This is a genomic window from Thermanaeromonas sp. C210, from assembly GCF_013167955.1.
Taxonomy (GTDB): Bacteria; Bacillota; DSM-521; order Neomoorellales; family Neomoorellaceae; genus UBA12545.
Window position 1 is genome coordinate 1 of record NZ_BLWF01000004.1, and the last position, 19,959, is coordinate 19,959.

At 53.9% G+C, this 19,959-nt stretch carries 18 protein-coding genes, 2 tRNA genes and 1 pseudogene; 14 read left to right on the plus strand and 7 right to left on the minus strand.

Features of this window, described 5'->3' with window-relative positions; genetic code table 11:
* The 8 genes from TAMC210_RS10290 to TAMC210_RS10325 all read left to right on the plus strand — a co-directional run.
* Positions 1-269: ATP-binding protein (locus TAMC210_RS10290; protein ID WP_173298737.1), on the plus strand; the 269-nt coding region annotated here is incomplete at its 5' end.
* Positions 270-334: 65 nt separating this feature from the next.
* Positions 335-2,617, plus strand: a complete 2,283-nt coding sequence (locus tag TAMC210_RS10295) for a vitamin B12-dependent ribonucleotide reductase (RefSeq protein WP_173298738.1) — start codon at positions 335-337, stop codon at positions 2,615-2,617.
* A 16-nt stretch (positions 2,618-2,633) separates the two neighbouring features.
* Entirely contained in the window at positions 2,634-3,773 is a 1,140-nt protein-coding gene (locus TAMC210_RS10300) for a glycosyltransferase family 4 protein (protein ID WP_173298739.1), read from the plus strand.
* A 6-nt stretch (positions 3,774-3,779) separates the two neighbouring features.
* Entirely contained in the window at positions 3,780-5,258 is a 1,479-nt protein-coding gene (gene gltX, locus TAMC210_RS10305; protein WP_173298740.1) for a glutamate--tRNA ligase, read from the plus strand.
* A 41-nt stretch (positions 5,259-5,299) separates the two neighbouring features.
* Positions 5,300-5,373, plus strand: a tRNA-Gln gene (locus TAMC210_RS10310).
* Between the two features lie 418 nt (positions 5,374-5,791).
* Positions 5,792-6,016 (plus strand): hypothetical protein, encoded by a 225-nt coding sequence (locus TAMC210_RS10315; RefSeq protein WP_173298741.1) that lies wholly within the window; start codon positions 5,792-5,794, stop codon positions 6,014-6,016.
* 172 nt (positions 6,017-6,188) lie between these two features.
* Positions 6,189-6,407 (plus strand): hypothetical protein, encoded by a 219-nt coding sequence (locus tag TAMC210_RS10320; protein ID WP_173298742.1) that lies wholly within the window; start codon positions 6,189-6,191, stop codon positions 6,405-6,407.
* Positions 6,382-6,663 carry a type II toxin-antitoxin system RelE family toxin gene (locus TAMC210_RS10325; RefSeq protein ID WP_173298743.1) on the plus strand — a complete coding sequence of 94 codons (282 nt, stop codon included), beginning with the start codon at positions 6,382-6,384 and terminating at the stop codon, positions 6,661-6,663. Before TAMC210_RS10320 ends, TAMC210_RS10325 begins: the two co-directional genes overlap by 26 nt.
* Before the next feature lie 678 nt (positions 6,664-7,341).
* Here TAMC210_RS10325 and TAMC210_RS10330 read toward each other — a convergent pair.
* Together TAMC210_RS10330 and TAMC210_RS10335 are read right to left on the minus strand one after the other, a co-directional pair.
* Positions 7,342-8,319: a PucR family transcriptional regulator gene (locus tag TAMC210_RS10330; RefSeq protein WP_173298744.1), complete on the minus strand. Its 978-nt coding sequence runs from the start codon at positions 8,317-8,319 to the stop codon at positions 7,342-7,344.
* A complete protein-coding gene (locus tag TAMC210_RS10335; protein ID WP_173298745.1) occupies positions 8,276-8,881 on the minus strand; it encodes a hypothetical protein in 606 nt (201 codons plus the stop codon). The genes TAMC210_RS10330 and TAMC210_RS10335 overlap by 44 nt, the downstream gene beginning before the upstream one ends.
* Before the next feature lie 439 nt (positions 8,882-9,320).
* Here TAMC210_RS10335 and TAMC210_RS10340 point away from each other — a divergent pair, with 439 nt between their 5' ends.
* Entirely contained in the window at positions 9,321-10,694 is a 1,374-nt protein-coding gene (locus tag TAMC210_RS10340; protein WP_217267357.1) for a hypothetical protein, read from the plus strand.
* 342 nt (positions 10,695-11,036) lie between these two features.
* Positions 11,037-11,666 carry a hypothetical protein gene (locus tag TAMC210_RS10345; protein WP_173298747.1) on the plus strand — a complete coding sequence of 210 codons (630 nt, stop codon included), beginning with the start codon at positions 11,037-11,039 and terminating at the stop codon, positions 11,664-11,666.
* A gap of 111 nt (positions 11,667-11,777) precedes the next feature.
* On the opposite strand, the pseudogene ltrA reads toward TAMC210_RS10345, so the two are convergent.
* Positions 11,778-13,036, minus strand: a pseudogene (gene ltrA / locus TAMC210_RS10350) (group II intron reverse transcriptase/maturase).
* Between the two features lie 580 nt (positions 13,037-13,616).
* Positions 13,617-14,801, minus strand: a complete 1,185-nt coding sequence (locus TAMC210_RS10355) for a hypothetical protein (RefSeq protein WP_173298748.1) — start codon at positions 14,799-14,801, stop codon at positions 13,617-13,619.
* Between the two features lie 138 nt (positions 14,802-14,939).
* Here TAMC210_RS10355 and TAMC210_RS10360 point away from each other — a divergent pair, with 138 nt between their 5' ends.
* Positions 14,940-15,251, plus strand: a complete 312-nt coding sequence (locus tag TAMC210_RS10360) for a hypothetical protein (protein WP_173298749.1) — start codon at positions 14,940-14,942, stop codon at positions 15,249-15,251.
* Between the two features lie 102 nt (positions 15,252-15,353).
* On the plus strand, positions 15,354-16,196 hold the full coding sequence (locus TAMC210_RS10365) for a deoxyribonuclease IV (RefSeq protein WP_173298750.1): 843 nt from the start codon (positions 15,354-15,356) through the stop codon (positions 16,194-16,196).
* Between the two features lie 104 nt (positions 16,197-16,300).
* Here the strand turns inward: TAMC210_RS10365 and TAMC210_RS10370 are convergent, their stop codons facing one another.
* Entirely contained in the window at positions 16,301-17,266 is a 966-nt protein-coding gene (locus TAMC210_RS10370; RefSeq protein WP_173298751.1) for a hypothetical protein, read from the minus strand.
* Positions 17,267-17,481: 215 nt separating this feature from the next.
* A tRNA-Glu gene (locus TAMC210_RS10375) sits at positions 17,482-17,557 on the minus strand.
* Between the two features lie 173 nt (positions 17,558-17,730).
* On the opposite strand from TAMC210_RS10375, the gene TAMC210_RS10380 reads away from it, so the two are divergent.
* On the plus strand, positions 17,731-17,934 hold the full coding sequence (locus TAMC210_RS10380) for a hypothetical protein (protein ID WP_173298736.1): 204 nt from the start codon (positions 17,731-17,733) through the stop codon (positions 17,932-17,934).
* Positions 17,927-18,715, plus strand: a complete 789-nt coding sequence (locus tag TAMC210_RS10385) for an IS4 family transposase (protein WP_254388639.1) — start codon at positions 17,927-17,929, stop codon at positions 18,713-18,715. Before TAMC210_RS10380 ends, TAMC210_RS10385 begins: the two co-directional genes overlap by 8 nt.
* A gap of 266 nt (positions 18,716-18,981) precedes the next feature.
* Here TAMC210_RS10385 and TAMC210_RS10390 read toward each other — a convergent pair whose 3' ends face one another.
* On the minus strand, positions 18,982-19,458 hold the full coding sequence (locus TAMC210_RS10390) for a MarR family winged helix-turn-helix transcriptional regulator (RefSeq protein ID WP_173298753.1): 477 nt from the start codon (positions 19,456-19,458) through the stop codon (positions 18,982-18,984).
* Between the last annotated feature and the right edge of the window lie 501 nt (positions 19,459-19,959).

Consider the following 19,959-nt stretch of genomic DNA (forward strand, 5'->3'; position numbering starts at 1 on the left):
CCGCCGGGCCTAGGGGCTACATAAAGGTATGGACCCGTCATGAAAGGATGCAAGGGATGGTGGTCATTGGCGTGGAGGATAACGGCCCGGGTATACCCCCGGACAAATTGGAAAAGATCTTTGAAGCCTTTTATACCACCAAGGAACACGGCACCGGCCTGGGGCTTACCTTAAGCCGGCGAATGGTCGAAGGCCACGGTGGGAAAATAGAGGTTACCAGCCGGGTGGGTGAAGGAAGCTGCTTCAAGGTCTACCTTCCTTTGCCATGATATCCATGCAGTGGATATTGTGGATAAATCTGTAGATAACATGGAAATATTTTGGAGGAAGAATAATGAAGTTAACAGAAAATGCGCGCCTCATTCTAGAAAAGAGATATTTGCGCAAGGAAAACGGCGTGCCTGTCGAGACGCCGGAGGAAATGTTCCTGCGCGTGGCCCGGGCGGTAGCCGAAGCGGAAAAAGAGTTTGCGCCCCAGCTTTCGCCCGAGGAGCTGGAAGAATACGTCCGGAAGTTCTATGATCTTATGGTGAGTTTAGACTTCCTGCCCAACAGCCCCACCCTTATGAATGCAGGTCGCCCCCTGGGACAGCTATCGGCCTGCTTCGTCCTGCCGGTGGAAGATAGCATGGAAGAGATTTTTACCGCGCTTAAGGATGCGGCCCTTATCCACAAGAGTGGCGGCGGGACGGGCTTCTCTTTTTCCCGCCTCCGTCCTAAGAATAGTCCCGTGCGTTCCACCGGAGGGTTGGCTTCGGGGCCTGTATCTTTTATGAAGGTGTTTAACGCGGCTACGGAAGCCATCAAGCAGGGCGGCACCCGCCGGGGGGCCAATATGGGTATCTTGAGGGTGGACCACCCGGATATTGTGGAATTCATTTCCTGCAAGGAGGACAATAAGGAATTAACCAATTTCAATATCTCCGTGGGATTGACCAAAGAATTTATGGAAGCAGTGGCCCGCGACGATTACTATGAATTAAAGTTCGGGGATAAGGTGTACGAAAAACTTAAGGCCCGCGATGTTTTCGACAAGATCGTTAGCCATGCCTGGGCCAACGGGGAGCCGGGCATCGTATTCCTGGACCGGTTGAATGAAGGCAACCCTACTCCCGAGCTGGGGGAAATCGAGGCCACCAACCCCTGCGGCGAGCAGCCCCTGCTGCCCTACGAAGCATGTAATTTAGGCTCCATCAACCTTTCCCACATGGTGGAGAATGGTGAGATCCTCTGGGACAAGCTCGCCAGAACGGTTTACTGGTCGGTACGTTTTCTGGACAATGTAATAGAAATAAACCGGTTCCCCATTGAGAAGATCACCGCCATGGTGCGGGGCAACCGCAAAATCGGCCTGGGGGTCATGGGTTGGGCCGACATGCTCTTTAAGCTACGCATCCCCTATGACTCGGAAGAAGCCGTAAATCTGGGCGAAAAGGTCATGTCCTTCATCCAGGGGGAGGCCGCGAAGGCTTCCCAGAGCTTGGCGGAGGAGCGGGGCAGCTTCCCCAATATCGAAAGGAGCATTTACCGCGGCACCAAACGCCGCAATGCCACGTGTACCACCATCGCCCCCACGGGAACCATAAGTATGATCGCGGGTACCACGTCCGGCATAGAGCCGGTCTTTGCCCTGGCCTACACCAAGAACGTCCTGGACGGTGAGAGCCTCATAGAGGTCAATCCGGTTTTCGAAGAATACATCCGCACTAACTTTTCGCCGGAGATAGGCCGGGAAATCATCCGGCAGGTGGCAGCCACCGGTTCCGTGAAGGATATTGCCGAGATACCCGCCGATATGCGGCGGGTCTTCGTGACGGCCCTGGAGATCAGCCCCGAGTGGCACATCCGCATGCAGGCCGCCTTCCAGAAATTTACTGACAATGCCGTCTCTAAGACCGTCAACTTTCCTCCCACGGCCACTAAAGAGGACGTGCGCCGGGCTTACGAGCTGGCCTACCAGCTGGGGTGTAAGGGCGTTACGGTTTACCGCTCGGGGAGCCGCGAACAGGAGGTCCTGGTGACCGGAGCCCGGGCCAAAGACCGCAGGGAAGGGGACCGTAGCAGGGATAAGACGTATCCCCGTCCCCGCCCCAAGCGAACCATTGGAGTGACGGAGCAGGTTAAGACCGGCTGCGGAAAGATGTATATTACCGTCAACTACGACCAGGAGGGCCTGATCGAAACCTTTATCACCACCGGTTCCTCGGGGGGCTGCAGCGGGTTTACCGAGGGTGTTAGCCGGCTCATTTCCCTGGCCCTGAGGGCCAATATTGCCCCGGAAGCCATCATCGACCAGCTGACCTCGGTGAGCTGTCCTAATTTCCTGCGGCGCCGTGCCACGGACAAGGGGATTATAGGCAAGTCCTGCCCGGACATCATCGGCCGGGTATTGGCCCGGGAGCTCAAGAACTGGCAGGAGTTCGGCACCAATCTGGAAGCCAATTTGGCGGCGGCCTGGGAAGAAATCAGCGCCACCCTGGAGGGTTGCCGGCAGGACAACGAGCGGCCCAGTGAAGATGAATTGATAAGGCAGGGTATTTGTCCTGAATGCGGCTCGCGCCTCCGTCACCAGGAAGGGTGCGTTACTTGCAGCTGCGGCTTCAGCAAATGCGGGTAGGTGGAGGACAGCTGCCTTGCGGATAGCATTTTTTTCCGATAGCTACCTTCCTTACCGCAGCGGCGTCGTTCGCTCCATCGAGACCTTCACGCGGGAGTTGAGGCGGGCGGGACACGAGGTGTTTATTTTTGCTCCGAGTTATGGTGCTTCCGGACCGGAAGAGAACATCTATCGCTTCCCTTCCGTGCGGGCCCCCAATTTTAAAGAATTTGCCCTGGCCATTCCCTGGGCCCCCCGGCTGGGGAAACTACTTACGAGGCTTCAGCCGGATGTAATCCACGTCCATTCGCCTTTCATGGTAGGCAGGCTCGGGGCGAGGGCGGCGCGGCATCTGGACGTGCCCCTGGTATTTACTTATCATACCCTTTACGATAAATACGCCCATTACTTTCCCCTGGCGCCCGGATTAGCCGCGAAGGTTGTCCGCTGGTATGCCGTAAACTTTTGCAACCGCTGTAACCTGGTCATAGCTCCTACGACGGAAGTAGCCTCCTTTCTGAGGGAGAACGGTGTTAAGGCGAGGATTGAAGCCCTGCCCACGGGGATTGTGGTAGAAGAGTATCAAAGGGGCGACCCCGGCTGGCTGCGGCGGAAGACCGGGCTGGGGGAGGAAGACGTTGTTCTTCTCCATGTGGGCCGCCTCGGCAAGGAGAAAAACCTGGATTTTCTTTTGCGGTGTTTTGCCCGCCTGCGGCGGGAAGCCCCCTTTACCCACCTGGTCCTGGTAGGCAGCGGCCCCCTGGAAGGGCACCTGAGGGAGGAGGCCCGGCGCCTGGGGGTGTTGGAGGCGGTCCATTTCCTGGGTGCTTTCCCTTTCGAGGACATGCCGAAGGTTTACCGGGGAGCCGATGTGTTCGTTTTTGCCTCTCTGACCGAAACCCAGGGCCTGGTTATCGCCGAGGCCAAGGCTGCCGGGCTACCGGTGGTGGCCGTAGCCGCTTACGGGGTGAAAGAAATGGTGAAACACGGGGTGGACGGCTTTTTGGTGCCGCCGGATGAGGAGGAGTTCATCGCCATCCTGAAGGAAATAATTCTTAACAGGGATTTGCGCCGCCGGATGGGGACGAGGGCTGCGGAAAACGCTTACAGGTTGTCTTCGTCCGCCATGGCCCGCCGGCTGATAGACCTGTACCGAGAACTGATAGACGAGGAGTGAGACACGTTGTCCGTTCGCGTTCGGTTTGCACCGAGTCCCACAGGGAGTCTACACATAGGGGGAGCCCGCACGGCTCTTTTTAATTGGCTTTTTGCCCGGCGCCATAAAGGCTCCTTTGTTTTGCGCATCGACGACACGGACCTGGAACGTTCGTCGGAGGAATCCTACCGGTCTATCCTGCGTTCCCTGGAATGGCTGGGCTTGAATTGGGATGAAGGTCCCTATTTGGAATCAGAACGCCTGGAGCTGTACCGCCGGGCGGCAGAAAAGCTGTTGGTGGAGGACAAAGCATATCTGTGCTACTGTACGCCGGAAGAGCTGGCCGAGCGCCGGCGCGAGGCCCAGGCCAAGGGGTTGGCCCCCATGTACGACCGCCGGTGCCGGTATCTTACCCCCGATGAGCGCTCCAGGTTGGAAGCCGAGGGCCGGCGGCCCACCATACGGCTGGCGGTGCCCGACACCGGGACTACGGTAGTGTCCGATGTTATCCGGGGCGAGGTGGCCTTTGACAATGCTACCATTGATGATTTTATAATTGTCAAGTCCAACGGCATGCCCACTTATAATTTTGCCACCGTGATAGACGATCACGAGATGGGGATTACCCATGTTATCCGGGCGGAGGAGCACCTGTCCAACACACCCAAGCAGATCTTAGTCTTCCAGGCCCTTGGGTATGAGCTGCCCGTTTTTGCCCACGTGCCCATGATCCTGGCGCCGGACCGCAGCAAATTAAGCAAGAGACACGGTGCCACGTCGGTGGAGGAATACCGCGAAGCGGGCTACCTGCCGGAGGCCATCATCAACTATCTGGCCCTACTGGGCTGGTCGCCCGAGGGGGAAGAAGAAATCCTGCCCCTGGAGGCCATAATAAGCCAGTTCTCCCTGGAAAAGGTGTCAAAGAATGCGGCCATCTATGATACTAAGAAGCTTACGTGGATGAACGGTCACTATCTGAGGGAAAGCGATCTAGACAGGATTACCACAATGGCCCTGCCTTTTCTCCAGGCCCAGGGCCTGCTGCCCGATCCCTTACCCGAGGAAGATTATCCCTACGTGCGGGCCGTGGTAGAAGCCGTCCGGGACCGGGTAAAAACCCTGGCCGAAGTAGCCGAGGCGGCCAGCTATTTCTTTGCCAAGGTGACGGAATACGAAGAGAAGGGTGTACGCAAGTTCTTCGCCCGGCCCGGTGTGGCAGATTTGTTGCGGCAGGCCAAGGAGCGGCTTCAGAAGCTGGAAACCTTTGACATGGAAACCACAGAGAAGGCCTACCGGGACCTGGCCGCCGAGCTGAATATCCCCGCCGGCCAGCTCATCCATCCCACGCGGCTGGCCGTATCCGGCCGAACCATGGGACCCGGCCTCTTTGAGATATTAGAGCTCCTGGGGAAGGAGAGGGTGGTTGCCCGGCTGGAGCAGGCCATTGCGTGGATACAAGAAAATATAGAAGGGGCCGCTGAAGGCGGAAGTTTAAATGGCCCTTGACGAATGAGGCGGCCCGTGCTATCATAATTATTGCTGAACGCTGCGGGATGGTGTAGCGGTAGCACACATGACTCTGGATCATGTTGCCCTGGTTCGAATCCAGGTCCCGCAGCCAAGGAAAATCAAGGCCTCCCGAAATTGGGAGGCTTTAAAATTTACCTCGTTTGACCCCTATTTGACCCCTACAGGGAAAAAACACTCGACTGCGGCGGCCTCCAGAAACCTCCTCACCTCCTTGACGCTGAACGGGGCCGCTTCCTTTTTCCTCATGGGGGCAGCTCCGTCGCCTCGTTTACGTTCCGATGTGGACTACTTCCTTTAATACTTAAAGCAGGTGCGGGGTATCACTCCGGTTATTGTCCTGGACGAATTCCACCTGGCCGGAGAGACATCCCCGGCTTTCTTGTTTTTCAGGGTTCTGATCGAGAAAGAAGGAGAGTTTTGAGATAGGATTTTACACGCCCAACCAAGGTACACAAAACTGGAAAACAAGTGAATTTCTGGGGTATAATACTCGTGGGGTGATCGTTGACGTGCTGGATCGGATAATCAAAGAGGCCGAAGACGTCCTCGGCATACCGGGGGAGATCATCTTCAGAGAGGGTGTAAAGAAGTTCCTGCTCTCCAAGGTCGAGGAGAACAACAGCCTCATCAAATCTCTAAAGGAGAAGTACGGCGCTTCGGGATACCTGGAGCTGGAAGAAAAAATCAGGAGGGGCGACGTGCCCGAGCACCCCGCTTGGAAGGGCGTGATGTGATCCTGTGGGAGGAGCTGTCCGGGCACACCGAAGCCCTGTAGGGGCTGGTCCGCCGGCTGGAAGCAGGTGAAACCGACTGGGGGGGTCGCTTAACTGATCCTGTTCAGTAAAAACAATAACGAGGTGGTAAAATCGACAGTAAGCAGGTATAATGGTCTAGGGGGTGAATGTAATGGCTTTGCCATGCGAACCGCGCGACTATGCCAAGGTTCTCATCGACCGGTTAACCGATGAACAGGTACAGGCGCTCCTAGTCATCCTGGAGTCCATGGCCTGGCCGACAGAGCGGATTACTCCGGAAGAAGCTGAGGAGATCGAAGCAGGATTTGCCGAAATCGAAGCGGGTAAAGGCGTGAAGGCTGAAGATGTCTGGAAGGAACTTGGTATTTGAGATTATTTTCTCCCCCAAGGCCATAAGGCAGATGAAAAAGCTTGAGCGGGAAACACAGGTGAGGATCAAGTCGGCAATCGAGAGAAGCCTGCGGAGTTTCCCGCCTGAAGGAGATGTCGTGAAGTTAGAGGGGCAAAGAGATGTTTTTAGACTTCGGGTAGGTGATTGGAGGGTAACTTTCCGGTATCGGTTCGACAAGAGGGAAGTACATATTTCCGAAGTCGTCCATCGGAGCAAAGCCTACCAAGTAAGATAATTTTGTCGAGGGGTAACAGCATGATCGGATAATCTCAGGCAGTCCTGGCGGTCCCACCTGCGGGCCGTTTTCCTTTTGGCCGGTAATGGCTAGAGGAAATCGGAGCATAGAGCAAAGACCGGGCAGGCCTCCATGGGCGGCTGGTTCTTATCCGGGCCGTTCCCCGTTTGTTTATACGCCAACGACTGTCCTGCGAAAAGGGGGGTAAAGTTGGCTGCTGAGAAAAACCAGGCAGCTGAAAAAGCCCTGACCGTTGAGGATGTCTTTAGGAAGGCCGAGCTGGAGCGCCGCAGCGGAAAAGGCCGTCCGAGACAGGGCCTCCATGGTGGCGGGCGCGAAGGCGGAAGGCATAATAGAAGCAAAGCAGGATGCTATTCTTTGATACCTGAAGAAGAGGTTTGGCGGTGTCACCTGTGAGAATAAGATACGGCAGGTAAGCGCCTGACCAGGAACGCAGAAAAAGACCTTCTGAGGTTGCGGGACTTGACGCAAAGGGCTACCAAAGAGATCCTAAACCTCAAAGAAAACCCGTACAAAGGCCACCCGCTTAGAGGTAGTCTTCGTGGAGCCCGGGCATTGGAATTCTCCCTCAAAGGCGTGGCCTAAGCCTACGTGGTACTGGAAGAAGAGAAGGTCTGCCTGGTATTGTCAAAGGAAAGGAATTAAGCTATTTTGCGTTTACGAGAAGTATTCTGCTATTAAGCAGGAGAAAAAGAATAGAAAAAGTTCTTCTTCTCGGAGGGAATCTGTTCCCAGGATCTCGAATATCCGGCTTAGCCTGTAGGTCAAGGTATTTCTATGAATGAAAAGCTTCTTGGCGGTCTGCGAGATATTAAGGCCGTTTTGAAGGTAGGTATACAAACACCGGACGTATTCGGTATTGTTTTTTTCGTCGTATTCTTTGAGTTTCAGTACTAGAGGATGGCAGAGGCTTTTCAGGCTGGTGGACTTATCCAGAGATCTTAGGATATGGTCTATGTAGTAATCCCGAAAATAATACCTCCACCTGTGGGGATCCTTTTTAGTCCCTTCCGTCAGGGCTATTTTGCTCTGGATGTAAGGGTACTTGAGGTTGAGAAAGTTATAGAACTTCAGGCTGATTCCGCATTTGATGCCGATCCGTGAAAGTAGTTCATCTAGCTCCTTCAAGAAGGCCGAATCATCAAGTGAGTAGTCGTTTTCGCGGAGGACGGCAATAATTGAATTTTCGTACGTAAATATAATGGCTCTTCCAATAAGTTTCTTTATACGGTATATGTACGTCTTAAACAATACCTCGTCCAAGCTCTGTTCGGGAGATGAAAAATTGAGGAGGTAGAAGCCGTCCTCAAGACCCCACTTTCTCTTTCTTAGATGATACTCCACTACTTTCTTTTCCACTTCGAATCCGTTCAGCAACCTCTCGATGAAGTAGAAGGGTTCTTCTGTTATGTCCGTGAGCTCCCGGTTCTTGGAGATGGCTAGCTCCATCACGTTTTTCAGGTGATAGACAAGGGATAGCTGGCCCAGGGTAAAAGGTTTGTTGATGTCGATGAGACCAAAGGTGCCGAAGTGTTTTCCGTTAATGCTGAGACCGGCTATCATCTGAGTATATCTGTCCGAGGAGTTACTTTTATAAAAAAACGGTTTCTTCCTGGTGCGGACCCATTCGCTCATCTTTTTCCGCTCCGGAAAAGACAAGCTTTCCACAGGGGAATACCCGTACCGTATTACCTCTTCCCAGATGGTACCCTGGTAGTTCTCCGGAAGCTTTCCTGCGGTCATAATAAGCGCAAGGGAGGCATCGAACAGGGCGATGATTTTCCAAAGCTGTGGCGCCGATATCAAATATTGTCTGCAAGGGCTCATTCTGTATTATAGCGTCAATCATACGCCTGTTCCAGGTGGAGTATTTTTCGAAGATATCCTGGAGCATATGGAAGACTTCCAGAACATCAAGTGAGGTGTCTATATTGATAAGGTTGCAGGGGAGCTGTTGGGAAAGTCTGTCGTCCAAGGGACCAACGCAGACAACGCATAAATCTGCTGCCGCGAGTGTGTCCACCCCGCTAGCCAGAGTTTCTGCCTCCAAGACGTAAAGATAGTCTTTGGAAGGAAGGCGGGGAAGCTCTTTAACGATTCTCGCCTGTTTCAGGTGGAGCTCTATGGACTCATCGAGTTTTGCTCTGGGGTTAAAGGGCTTCAACTCGTCAAGGATGATATGCATATTGAGGTTCATTATCTCTTGCCTCCTCCGCGTCTGTTATATTCCTCCACTGATTATACCATACCTTGTGCAAAAATGACGAAAAATGAACCAGAAGTTTTGATTTTGGTGCTGAAGATTTAGAACTAAGAGGAATGTTATAAATAATAGCAGGACGGGAGAATGTGGACGTGATATAGTCCAACCGCAAGTAAACCGGGAGGAGAGGAGGTGGGGAGACATCTCTGTTTTTCGCTGGACTCGCTTATGTGCAGAGGATACGAAGCGATTTTGGTCGTAACGTAAACCGGATAACCCAGGTGGCTCTAAACCGGGTAGTAATGTCAGGGGTCAACAGGCTGTCCAAGGGTAGTGTGTATAAACTTCTGGGCGTTTGCGAAAAGCCCGACAAATTGCCTTCTGCGTTTAATCTGTGAAAAGGCCTATCTTGTGTTAAAAGGAGATGGTATTTATGTATTCGCCGAACAGTCCGGTGTATGAAGGTGCTACTTTGTTATTTGCTATACGGCCTGGGGTTCTTGTTCCTTATGAATATACTGGGTACAAAGATGAGATTCTGGCTTCAAAAACAACCGCCTGGTTCGGGCTGAGCCTCATGCTATCCCCGGTTTATGACGTGAAAGGTCCAGATGTAGTGAAATTTTTGAACTCCATCTGTGTTAACGATTTTAGCAATCTTGGTGATAAAGGGATCCGGCATGCAGTGATTTGCAATGAAAAAGGGCAGATTCTGACAGATGGTGTGGTGATTAAAATTGCAGAGGATACTTTCCGCACCTACTGGCTGAACCCGCCCATTGATTATCTAGTTAAGACGAGCGGTATGGATGTGGTAGGGGAGGACATTACTGGGAAGGAATACTTCATCCAGATTGCTGGGGAAAAGTCCTTGGAAATACTTGAAAAAGCCTGTGAGTGCGACCTGCATGATATTAAATTTGCGACTCACCGCATGGCAAAGATGGGTAACAAGGACATACGGATAATTAGGCTTGGCATGACTGGTAACCTGGCCTATGAAGTTCACGGGCCTATAGAAGATTTCGATGAAGTCTATCAGAGGATTTGGGAGGCAGGCAAGTCGTTTGGCGCCAAGAAGCTTGGTTTCCGCGCCTATTGTATGAGCCACACCGAGGGAGGGTTTCCTAATATCCATATTCACTATCCGCTGCCCTGGTTTGAATCCGACGAGGGGCGGTACGCGGTCGACGGAGGTCTGTCTGCTTATCTGAAAGGCCGTCCTGATTTGGCCTGGTACAACATGAACCGTCGGCTGATGGGAAGTGTTGGAGACGATCTTGATGTCCGTTTCGTTACTCCATACGATGTTGGCTGGGGACACCTGGTAAAGTTCAATCATGAATTTCCGGGAAGAAAGGCACTGGAGAAAATCGCTCAAAATCCTCCGCGAACCGTGGTAACCCTGGAATGGAACGCAGATGATATCGCTGCTGTCTATGCTACTCAATTTCGGGGCCGGGAAGTAGAACCTTGCGAAAGAATAGATGCCGAGCCGCTGGATCAGTACTATCTCGATAACACCGCTGGAGGGGTATTCATATATCGTGCTGACTGGGTAATGGCGAATGGCAAGAAGGTGGGGATCAGCACTGGCCGTATCTGTAGCTACTATTACAACAGAATGATATCTCTCGGGTTTATCGATCGCCAATATGCAGAGGTAGGGAAGGAACTCACATTGATCTGGGGAACACCGGGTACTCCGCAGAAAGAGATCCGCGTCAAAGTTGCCCGTTACCCGTATATTGATCTGGTTCGCAATGAGCACCGGGACGTGGAGACCATTCCACGTTATAGGAAATAGTAATGGTGAAATTGTGAACGACAGGGGTTGACAGCCATTTTGACAGCAATGGAGATAGAAAACTATGGACTCGATACACCAGATAGACGATGAAGTCCTTGAAAAATAACGGTTTAGACAACTGTAAACAAACAGATGGTGCTTCTGGATCATGTTGTCCTGGTTCGAATCCAGGTCCCGCAGCCAGAGAAAGAAAAGAGGGTTCTGTCTACTTGAAAGGGCGGAACCCTTTTTTTTGTAGCCCGAAAAGGGCCTCCTTTTGGTAACAATAGCCGGGCCGGCAAAATATGATATATCAGGCAGTAGATAGAATTCCCTGTTATTAAAGGAGGTTATCCCTCTATGTCGGAAGAGGCCGTAATCCAGCAGCAACAAATTCAGCCCGGCCCGTGCCCGCCGGAGGGTTGCCCGCCCCCGACGCGGATTGAATGCATTGTGGTGGATAAGGTTTACGACAGCTGCTTCCAGGTGGAAAACCGCAGCCGTGATACAGTAGTGAGTACCGGAGCAGGTAACGAATGGCCTACCGGCACCTTTACCGTAGGGCAGGCTGTTCCTTGCGCCCTCACGGCAGGCCAGAGCATTTCTTGCTCGGTGGTCAACTCTACTCCGGGCCAGGACGGTTTTGCCACCTTGACCCTGGTCGTCTCGGTTCCCCTTACTCTGGCCAATCCCAATGCCCCGGCGGAAACCGTTGACCGCGTTTTTACCTTTAGTAAAATCGTAACTTTGTGCGCTCCCGAAGGGGTTAATGTAGACTGCTCGGAGAGCACCCTTCTCTTCTGCAACTGCGTAATTTCCGCCGTGGCCGCGGATCAGGTTACCGTCACCTGCGACTTTGAGGTATGCTTGGTAGTGAAAACCGTCCTTACGGTACAGCTCCTGGTGCCTAGCTACGGTTTCTGCGTCCCGGCTCCCTGCGTGGTAGTTCCCGGCATCTGCCCACCTTCGCCGCCCGCCCAATGCACGTAGGCGAGGGCCGCGACAAAGCAATAACCTTACGGGTACCGATCGAGTAGGAGGGGGCGGCTAGCCCCCGTCCTCTCACACCACCGGACATGCGGGTCCGCATCCGGCGGTTCATCAAGCTTGACGAAGACAAGAATAGCGGTCGGTTAAGCTCATGAGGCCCTGGGACTGCCAATAGGCATTGCCCAGGGCTCTATTCATTGGCCCATGGGCCATCCGCCATGGCCCTTTGCGAGCATTGGCAAATTGATGTACTACCCACTCTGGTAGCCCCAGTGCACGCAGTTCGCGGTATCTTGTCCGTACTCGCTTCCACTGCTTCCAGAGACACATGCGTAGCCTCCTCCGCATCCAGCCTTCTATCTCCTCAAAGACGCTGGGCGTTTCGGCCAGGGCAAAGTATCCTATCCACCCGCCCAAGTAGGCGTTGAGACGCTCTATACGCTCGGCCATACTCACGGGTTTATTCCGGGCAGTTATCTCCCGAATTTTCCCTTTCACCCGCTCGATGGTCTGAGGCGCCAGGCGGATAAGAATTTCTCCTGTCTTGCGTTTGTGCATGCTGAACCCCAGGAATTTCAGTTTCCACGGTCGGTCTACCGCGCTCTTTTGCTCATTAATCTTGAGCTTCAACCGCTCCTGCAGGAAGTTGCGGATACTTGCCATGACCCTTTCTCCCGCTCGTTTGCTTTTGACGTAGATGTTGCAGTCGTCGGCGTAACGGACGAATTTGTGGCCCCTCTTTTCCAGTTCTTTGTCCAGGTCGTCCAGGAGGATGTTGGCCAGTAACGGGCTTAAAGGTCCACCCTGCGGCGTCCCTTCTGCCGTCTCTATGACTATTCCGTTTACCATGACGCCTGCCTGGAGATAACGGCGGATAAGGATGAGTACCCTCTTATCCGTTACTTTTCGGGCCACTCGGGCCATGAGTATGTCGTGGTTTACCCGGTCGAAGTATTTCTCGATGTCCAGGTCCACAGCCCATTCGTATCCTTCTTCTACGTACTGCCGCGCCTTCTTTACCGCGTCGTGGGCTCTCCTTCCGGGTCGAAACCCGAAACTGCCTTCTGAAAACTGCGGTTCGAAGATGGGCGTCAATACCTGCAGGAGGGCCTGCTGGATCAGGCGGTCCATCACTGTGGGTATCCCCAGCTTCCGTTTGCCTCCCCCGGGTTTCGGGATTTCGACCCGGCGCACGGGCTTTGGTCTGTAGGTTCCCGCGAGCAGTTCTCCCCGGATGCGCGGCCTTGTCAAACGCGTATTTGGTCCCGCAACCCTTCGGCCGGGATGCCGTCCACGCCGGGCGCGCCTCCGTTCCGCTCTACCCGCTTTAACGCGGCCAGCATGTTGCTCCTTTCCACCACCTGCTCCATCAGGCCGCTACCTTGGCCTCCGCGAGGTGACGTTCCGCTTTGTGCCGGAGAAGAACTCGGCCCTCCCGCGGTCCCCCGTGGCTTCACCACTTCCTCCCGCGGACAGGCCCCTTGCGGGGTTTTCTGCTGTCTTCGTCCTTCTCGCGAACGCATCGGTTTCACCTCTGACTTGATGTTCGGGCCTTCCCCTGGTGTTCATGACCCCCTGGGTACTATGCCCTCTGCTGACTCCTGCCGGTTCAGCCGTGCCTTCCGACACGGGTTGCCAGCTTTCCCTGGCTTATCCGGCAGGCCTCCCCGGGTAAGAGCGTTAACCTTCGCCCCGCGCCCGCCCCATCTACTCTACCGCCCCTTGGCAGCCTGGGATTTCGCTGTGTGTTGCCAGCTCATCCGAACGGTCTAGCCTCCTATGGGGTTCTTGTTCATCGGGCCGTGGCTTTGCCTCCGGCTTCCTTCGAATCCTACCTCGCGGTAGGCACCCTTGCCTTTGGCTAGCAGACTGTGCTGCCTCGCCTGCAGCGGACTTTCACCACCAAGTTAACGCCCATGCCGGGCGCACAACGAACAAAGCACCGCTTTATCACGGTGCTTTGTTCGTTTCCGGAGGCCCTACCGGAGCTTCCCTCTGCCCAGGGAGGGAGGCCGCCAGGCCCTTGAGCTCGGCAAAAATGTTTTCCGGAGAGGAACTAACCCGTGGCTCCAGGGAGTCGGGCAGAGCACCGGGCAATACCCGGTGCGGACAACCGGGGGCCCAGGGAAGGGAAGGGGGCTTCGCCGCCTTGCCACCTATGGCCGCGGCCCGCGGGGAGCTTTGATAGCCCCTCGCCATCAACTGGAGCCGTAAAGGGTCTATCCTGCTAGGAGGCAGTTCGGGTGTTCCCTGCCGCTTAAAGAAGTAAACGGGACCGTCACCCGGGGGGGACAGGGGGTTGGTTCCCCAGTAACGCTGTTTCCCAGGTGCCGGTGCTTTGACCTGCTTGGGGGGAGAGGGAACACCTGCCTTTGTGCTGCCGCCCTCCACGGGGAGAAGGGGGGCTTCGCGGCTGGAAGCGGCATCCCCTTCATGGCTCCTTTCTTCTCCTCGGGTAGGCGTTTGTTCTTCCATGAGGGATTCCGCCACCGCTTCCCCTTCTTGGGGTAGTGGTTCTGCTTCAACCTCTTCCGGAGGCGGCGAAGGCACATCCGAGGCTTCGCCGCCGTCTTCCGGTGTCGGCTCTTCCTCCATTTGAAGGGGCGTCCTTTCCGGCTCCTCTTGAGTTGTATCGTCACCGCGCCGGCCGTAATGGTTTATCACTCCGTTAACGATCCAGCCGGTGAGGCGTTCGATCTCCTCCGGGGTGAGGCGAAAATGGTGGAGTTCCATCAATACCAACGGTACCCCGGAATTTCTTATCAACCTGTAGTAGCGATATTGTTTTAGGAAGTCCCAACTTCGGGCCAGGGAGTAGGAGACTATTTCTCTGCCGAGGAGCATCTCCTGGACAATGGCGGCAATAACGGCTAGACTCTCCTGTCGCCTCTTACAGGAGTAATAAAAGTGTATACTGCTGTCCCCCGGAGGGCCTTCGGCCGTCCGCCCTACTTGGGTGAGGGCGATGGCCACGTCCACATTCCAGAGCTGTAATAATATTCCATCGTCCGCCCGGGCCGGGAGAAGGATGACCTTAATTCCCTGGGCCTCCAGTTCCCGATTCAGGGCAACAAATAAAGCCTGCAGCTCTGGCCCCGGTTCGGTTATCTGCCGGAGGGCAACGGTAATATCCATCTTTCACCCCTCTTTTCTCAGTAAGGAGTCAACACCCCAGTACAGAATATGTGACCTCGTCGATAAATGACCTAGGAGCAAGCCGGAAAGCCCCTTCATAAGATAAAAGTAGTCTTTAAACGGGAGGAGTGGGAAAGGGTGACTTTCTACTATGACCGCCTTAAACACCGGGCCGTCCCACCGCTGCCCCCCGAAACCCCGGGCAGGCGTGCCGCGGACATTAACCGGCAACAGCAGGTGAGCGTTACTTTGGTGATTACCAATATGACCACCAAAGACGATTGCACTAAACTGGTAGATATGCTGGGTACACTTCCCGGGGTGTCCAGGGCCATTCCCCTCTTAAGCCAGCGGCGTTTGATCGTAACTTATAATCCCTGGCAAATAACTCTAGAAACCATCTGCTTTCATATTCGCCAGCTGGGGTATCATTACGTACAAAAGATATGAAGGACTTGTTCTTGAGGGGCCGGTTCGGCCCCTTAAGGTTGACAATAGAAGGGGGTAGTGGTAAGGTATTACTGCATTTAACAAGAGTCAGGAGAATCCGCCGTGCGCATTGGTTCCCATCTATCCATCGCTCAGGGTCTGCCCAAGGCGGCCCTTATGGCCGAACGTATCGGCGCCAATACCTTCCAGTTCTTCACCCGGAACCCCCGGGGCGGCCGGGCGCGCCACATCGGGAAGGAAGAGATAGAAGAGTGGTATACGGAGAGGGAGCGGCTGGATATTTACCCGGTGGTAGGTCATCTGCCTTACACCGTCAATTTGGCCGCCTCTCCCGGGAAGCTAAAGGACTTTGCCGCTATGGTAGTGCGAGAAGATATGGCTAGGGCTGCCGCTATAGGGGCGGAATACGTAGTGAGCCATCCCGGCCGGCATAAGGGTGACCGTGAAGAGGCCCTACACCGCCTGGCCGAGGTCATCCGCCAGGGCCTGGAGGAAACCCCGGAAGTGAAAACGAGGTTCCTCCTGGAAACTATGGCAGGGCAACGGGGGGAAATAGGTAGTCTGGAGGATCTGCACCAGATTTTGGACTTACTGGATTGGTCGCCGCGGGTAGGTATTTGTATCGATTCGGCCCATCTTTTTGCCGCAGGGTGGAATCTAAAAACCCCCGACGGGTGTGATGACTTGGTGGCGGCCCTGGAGAAAAAGATCGGGCTGGAGCGCGTTAAAGTAATGCATTTAAACGATTCCCTGGCTCCCTTAGGCAGCCACCGGGACCGTCATGCCTGCATAGGTAAAGGCGAACTGGGGGACGAGGGCATCGGCGTCATTGTAAACCATCCCTTTTTAGGCAGCTTGCCCATGCTCCTGGAGACTACGGTAGAACATTACGAGGATTATGGAGACGAAATTGCCAAGGTCAAGGAATTACGGAGTAGGGGGTAGGGTAAGGGGCTCTTCTTTAAGGGGTAATTCCCTGGCGTAACCCCGAGGCTCAGGAGAAAGTGGGTGCTAAAGCGCGCTTCTGAAAAGCGGGGTGCGTCAGCCCTTTATCCGCGTGACACCAAAGCCCTGCAATAGGGCAGAATCTGTTCTGCCGTCAAAATGAGGGGCCATTGGAGGTCCAAGCCGCAGATTTTGGTAAAGGCTATCTTATCCCTACGTAAGTCGGGCCATCCGGCCACCGCTTCCAGGCAGGCAGGGAAAAAGAGATAATCGGTTTGTACTTTGCTCCAGGTTGTGCCGGGGGACTCCCTCAGGCAAAAGGTGAATTTACCCTTGGCCGTCCAGCAAAGGAGCGTTGCAGACCCCAGGATTAGCCGGACGGGGGCCCGGTCCGGTAATTCCAGTACCTCCCCCAAGTATTCCTTTCTCGATAGGCGGCGGGCCCTTTGCCGGGTATAGTAGTAAAGACCATAACTGCCGCCTTGCGGCTTCCAGACCAGCCAGTAAAGCCGTGAAGCCTCCGGTCCGTAGAAATAAATCCCGGCCTCCTTCCTTTCTTGGCCTATAATGCAGGGCGGGCTCCACCCCGCTGCCCGGGTGTAGGTGGAGGAGAGGAGAATTTTCATCCCGCCGGTGACCTCTTCCCAGCAGAGGAAAAGGCGCTCGCTATCCTCCAGCGCAAAGCATAAAGGCTCGGGGGGCAGGGTAAAGGGCAGTTCGCGGATTAGCCAGTCTCCTCCCTGATAAAGAAGGTGCTTCACTCTACCTGGACCCAAACGCAGTAATATGTGCTTCCTGCCGGTGCCGTCCACTACCAAGCCATAGGGCTCTTCTCCGTCTCGGCAAGGCAGGGATAGAGTTTGCCAGGATCGGCCCTGCCAATAGACATAAATATTGCGTCCCTCCGCCGTCCTTAGCAAAAGGTGTAGGCGCCCCGCGGGGTCGAGAGAGGAGAGGTAATAAGCGATGCCGGCGACCGGCCTTCCGGTTAGAATATAAGCATAGTTCAGCCAGCCGGGGCCGGAAGTGATATTCCATATGTCGTCCTCTAGAGTCCAGAGCAGAGGCACCGGTTTTTCACCTGCCCTAAAGTTAATATATTAACCTCGGGGCGGAACTGTACTAAAAAAATAAGCCCCTCGACGGCTGTGAGCTGGGGCTTGCAAGGAAATACAGGTTGGAAAACGACCACCCTCCTGTATCTGCGGAGGGCGGTGTCCCTGGCGGGGTTTTAGGGCAAGAAAAAATCCGGGCCGTAGCCCGGAAATGTTGATATTGCTTATTGTGGTAGCCCTACGGGGATTCGAACCCCGGTTACCGCCGTGAGAGGGCGGCGTCCTAGTCCACTAGACGATAGGGCCTCGAACCGAGATTAATTATACCATGCCTGTCTCCTTCCGTCAATCCCCTGCCGGCCTGGCGAATCCCCAGTTTTGACGATTCTAACGATTCTGAGGCTGAATATGAGAAAGGAAAAGGGAACCCTCCTTTCGAAGAGATATTTGTAAATGATAGGCACGAAAGGAGGATTCCCATGAGTTTTAAGAGATTTGTCAAGAACTTTGTAGCATGGTTTAGCGATCTTCGCAAGTCCCAAAGAAAAACACTAGCAGCCTTGGTATACGGCCTGATGAAGTCGCGCCGTGTTGGTGTCGCAGCTATAGCCCGAGGCATATACGTGGCTTGCAAATTCAAGAAAAAGATTACTTATAGCTTTGGATTGGACGGACTTGCATGATAAAAAGCATCAGGCCCTTTTTGCCAGCGTTATTTTAGATACCCGAGCCATACCTATTCTATGGCGAGTAGTTGAAAAAGAAAATCCAAGCTATAGCCAGAACCAGGAAGAAGAAAGGCTGCTAGAGAAGCTGAAAGAAATTATTCCTCAAGGGATTGAAGCTATTATACTGGCCGACCGCGGTTTTGGGCGGGTGGAGCTATTTAAGAAATTGGGGTTTTTAGGGTTCAAGTATATCATTCGAGTTTCGGGCACTGCCTGGATAGATAGTGAGCAATTTACCGGGAGTTTACAACGCTTTCCTGTGCGCCCAAACCAACTAATTGATTTTGGCCGGGTACTTTACCATAAGAAGGAGAAGTATCCGGTACGGCTCATTTACCAATTCGCACCTGGGCAGGAGGAGCCATGGTTTTTAGTTACTAATCTGGATTGGGAGGCGAAAAGAGTACCTCAGGGCTACGGACATCGCATGGATATCGAGGAAAAGTTTAAAGACTTTAAGAACCTGCGCACGGGCCTGGGGTTACACGGGGTAATTCTTTCTGCTGCTTGTCGCTATGAGCGTTTACTATTGGTAGTAGTGTATGCTTATTTCTTTCTTCTCCTGGCCGGAGCCTATGGTGAAGAGAAAGGATATCACCGGAAACTGGTGGCCAGTTCTACTACCAAAAGGCGCGTTATGGGCTTGTGGCAAGTTGGATATTATGTGTTAAAAGCTTTCAGAGTAGGTTGTCGCCGCTTATTATGTCTCCTACCTTCCTTGATGCCGGAAATTTAAAACTGGGGATGCGCCAGCCTGCCGGCCTGGTGCATCCCCATTTTCGAGGCTAGGCCTGCGCCTTGGCTTTCGCTCGCTCCAAAAGCCCAGGTCGTACCAATGGCCGCCTAGGCGGCCCTTTGGCCTTCAGGATCCGGTGAGGTTTCAGGTTGAAACCCAATCCTCCTCCCCGGCTACGGCCGCCGTGACTCCAGGCCACGACCCGCCTTCCTCAGGGCCTGAACTGGGGCTGCCGTGGAAGACTGGCCATCCTCCCAGGGTGCTCTTTACAACCGTTCGATGATTTCTATGGCTTTGCGGAGGTGCCCTATCAATTCTTCTACCTCCGATCGATCAAGTTTCTTTAGGATATTTGAGAGTATTTCCTGGTGCTCGGCCATGACCTTTTCCATATGCATCTTACCCTGGGGGGTGAGCACCACTATTTGTTTCCTCCGGTCGGCCGGTGCCTCCCTGCGGGCGACCAACCCTGCCTTCTCGAGGGAGTCCAGCAAAGTGGTAACCCCTCCCTTTTCCAAGTCCAGTTTCCTGCTGAGCTCACTAGGGGTGGCCGGACCGCCGCAGTAAAGAAGGGCGATCAGTTTTTGCTGGTTTTTCTTGAGCCGGGCGCCCGGGCTTTCACCCTCCCGAAAGGCACGAAGGAATTTCTGGTGGTGCAGCCCGAAGAATCTCACCAGGGTCCTATATAATTCTTCAGCCAGTTCTTTATCCCGTCCTCTTTCCTTTTCCGCTCCTGCACCCATACCCTCGGGCCCCTTTATACCCTTTTACAGCGCACCTCGAGTAAGGGCTCATCTGCTACACAAGTATCAGTTCGAAATCTTATTGTAAGAATTATAACTTAAAAACCGCCGTCCATCAACTTAACATTATCCTAACACCAACACCGGCCACGCTTTGCACCCGTGTACCTGAAAGGGAAGACAAAGGACGGGGATTTCGGTCCTTTATGTTCCGGGGCTTAACTATTTTAGGGTTATGGGTTATGCTGAAAATAACATAACGAGTCGCTTTTTATATTTGAACGCTACCGGATGCGCCGTTGGTATACGGTTATTTCTGACACAACTCTATCAAGGGTTAAAAAGCGGAAGGCTGGCCTGCCCAGCCCGGGTGGGAGGAAGTAAGGCCCGTGATGCTATTCTCCCTCCCGCAAGAGGGGAGACGTGCCGGCCAAAGTAAAATACTTATCTTTCTTTTTCTTCTACCGGCATTTTTCGTTGCAATCTGCACTTTCTGTTCCC

Coding starts and splice junctions, on each gene's coding strand:
- TAMC210_RS10380 (WP_173298736.1), top strand. CDS start 17,731: ATGAGTTTTAAGAGATTTGTCAAGAACTTTGTAGCATGGTTTAGCGAT.
- TAMC210_RS10320 (WP_173298742.1), top strand. CDS start 6,189: ATGGCTTTGCCATGCGAACCGCGCGACTATGCCAAGGTTCTCATCGAC.
- TAMC210_RS10335 (WP_173298745.1), bottom strand. CDS start 8,881: ATGAACCTCAATATGCATATCATCCTTGACGAGTTGAAGCCCTTTAAC.
- TAMC210_RS10390 (WP_173298753.1), bottom strand. CDS start 19,458: ATGGGTGCAGGAGCGGAAAAGGAAAGAGGACGGGATAAAGAACTGGCT.
- TAMC210_RS10325 (WP_173298743.1), top strand. CDS start 6,382: ATGTCTGGAAGGAACTTGGTATTTGAGATTATTTTCTCCCCCAAGGCC.
- TAMC210_RS10330 (WP_173298744.1), bottom strand. CDS start 8,319: ATGAGCGAATGGGTCCGCACCAGGAAGAAACCGTTTTTTTATAAAAGT.
- TAMC210_RS10295 (WP_173298738.1), top strand. CDS start 335: ATGAAGTTAACAGAAAATGCGCGCCTCATTCTAGAAAAGAGATATTTG.
- TAMC210_RS10340 (WP_217267357.1), top strand. CDS start 9,321: ATGTATTCGCCGAACAGTCCGGTGTATGAAGGTGCTACTTTGTTATTT.
- TAMC210_RS10355 (WP_173298748.1), bottom strand. CDS start 14,801: ATGGATATTACCGTTGCCCTCCGGCAGATAACCGAACCGGGGCCAGAG.
- TAMC210_RS10345 (WP_173298747.1), top strand. CDS start 11,037: ATGTCGGAAGAGGCCGTAATCCAGCAGCAACAAATTCAGCCCGGCCCG.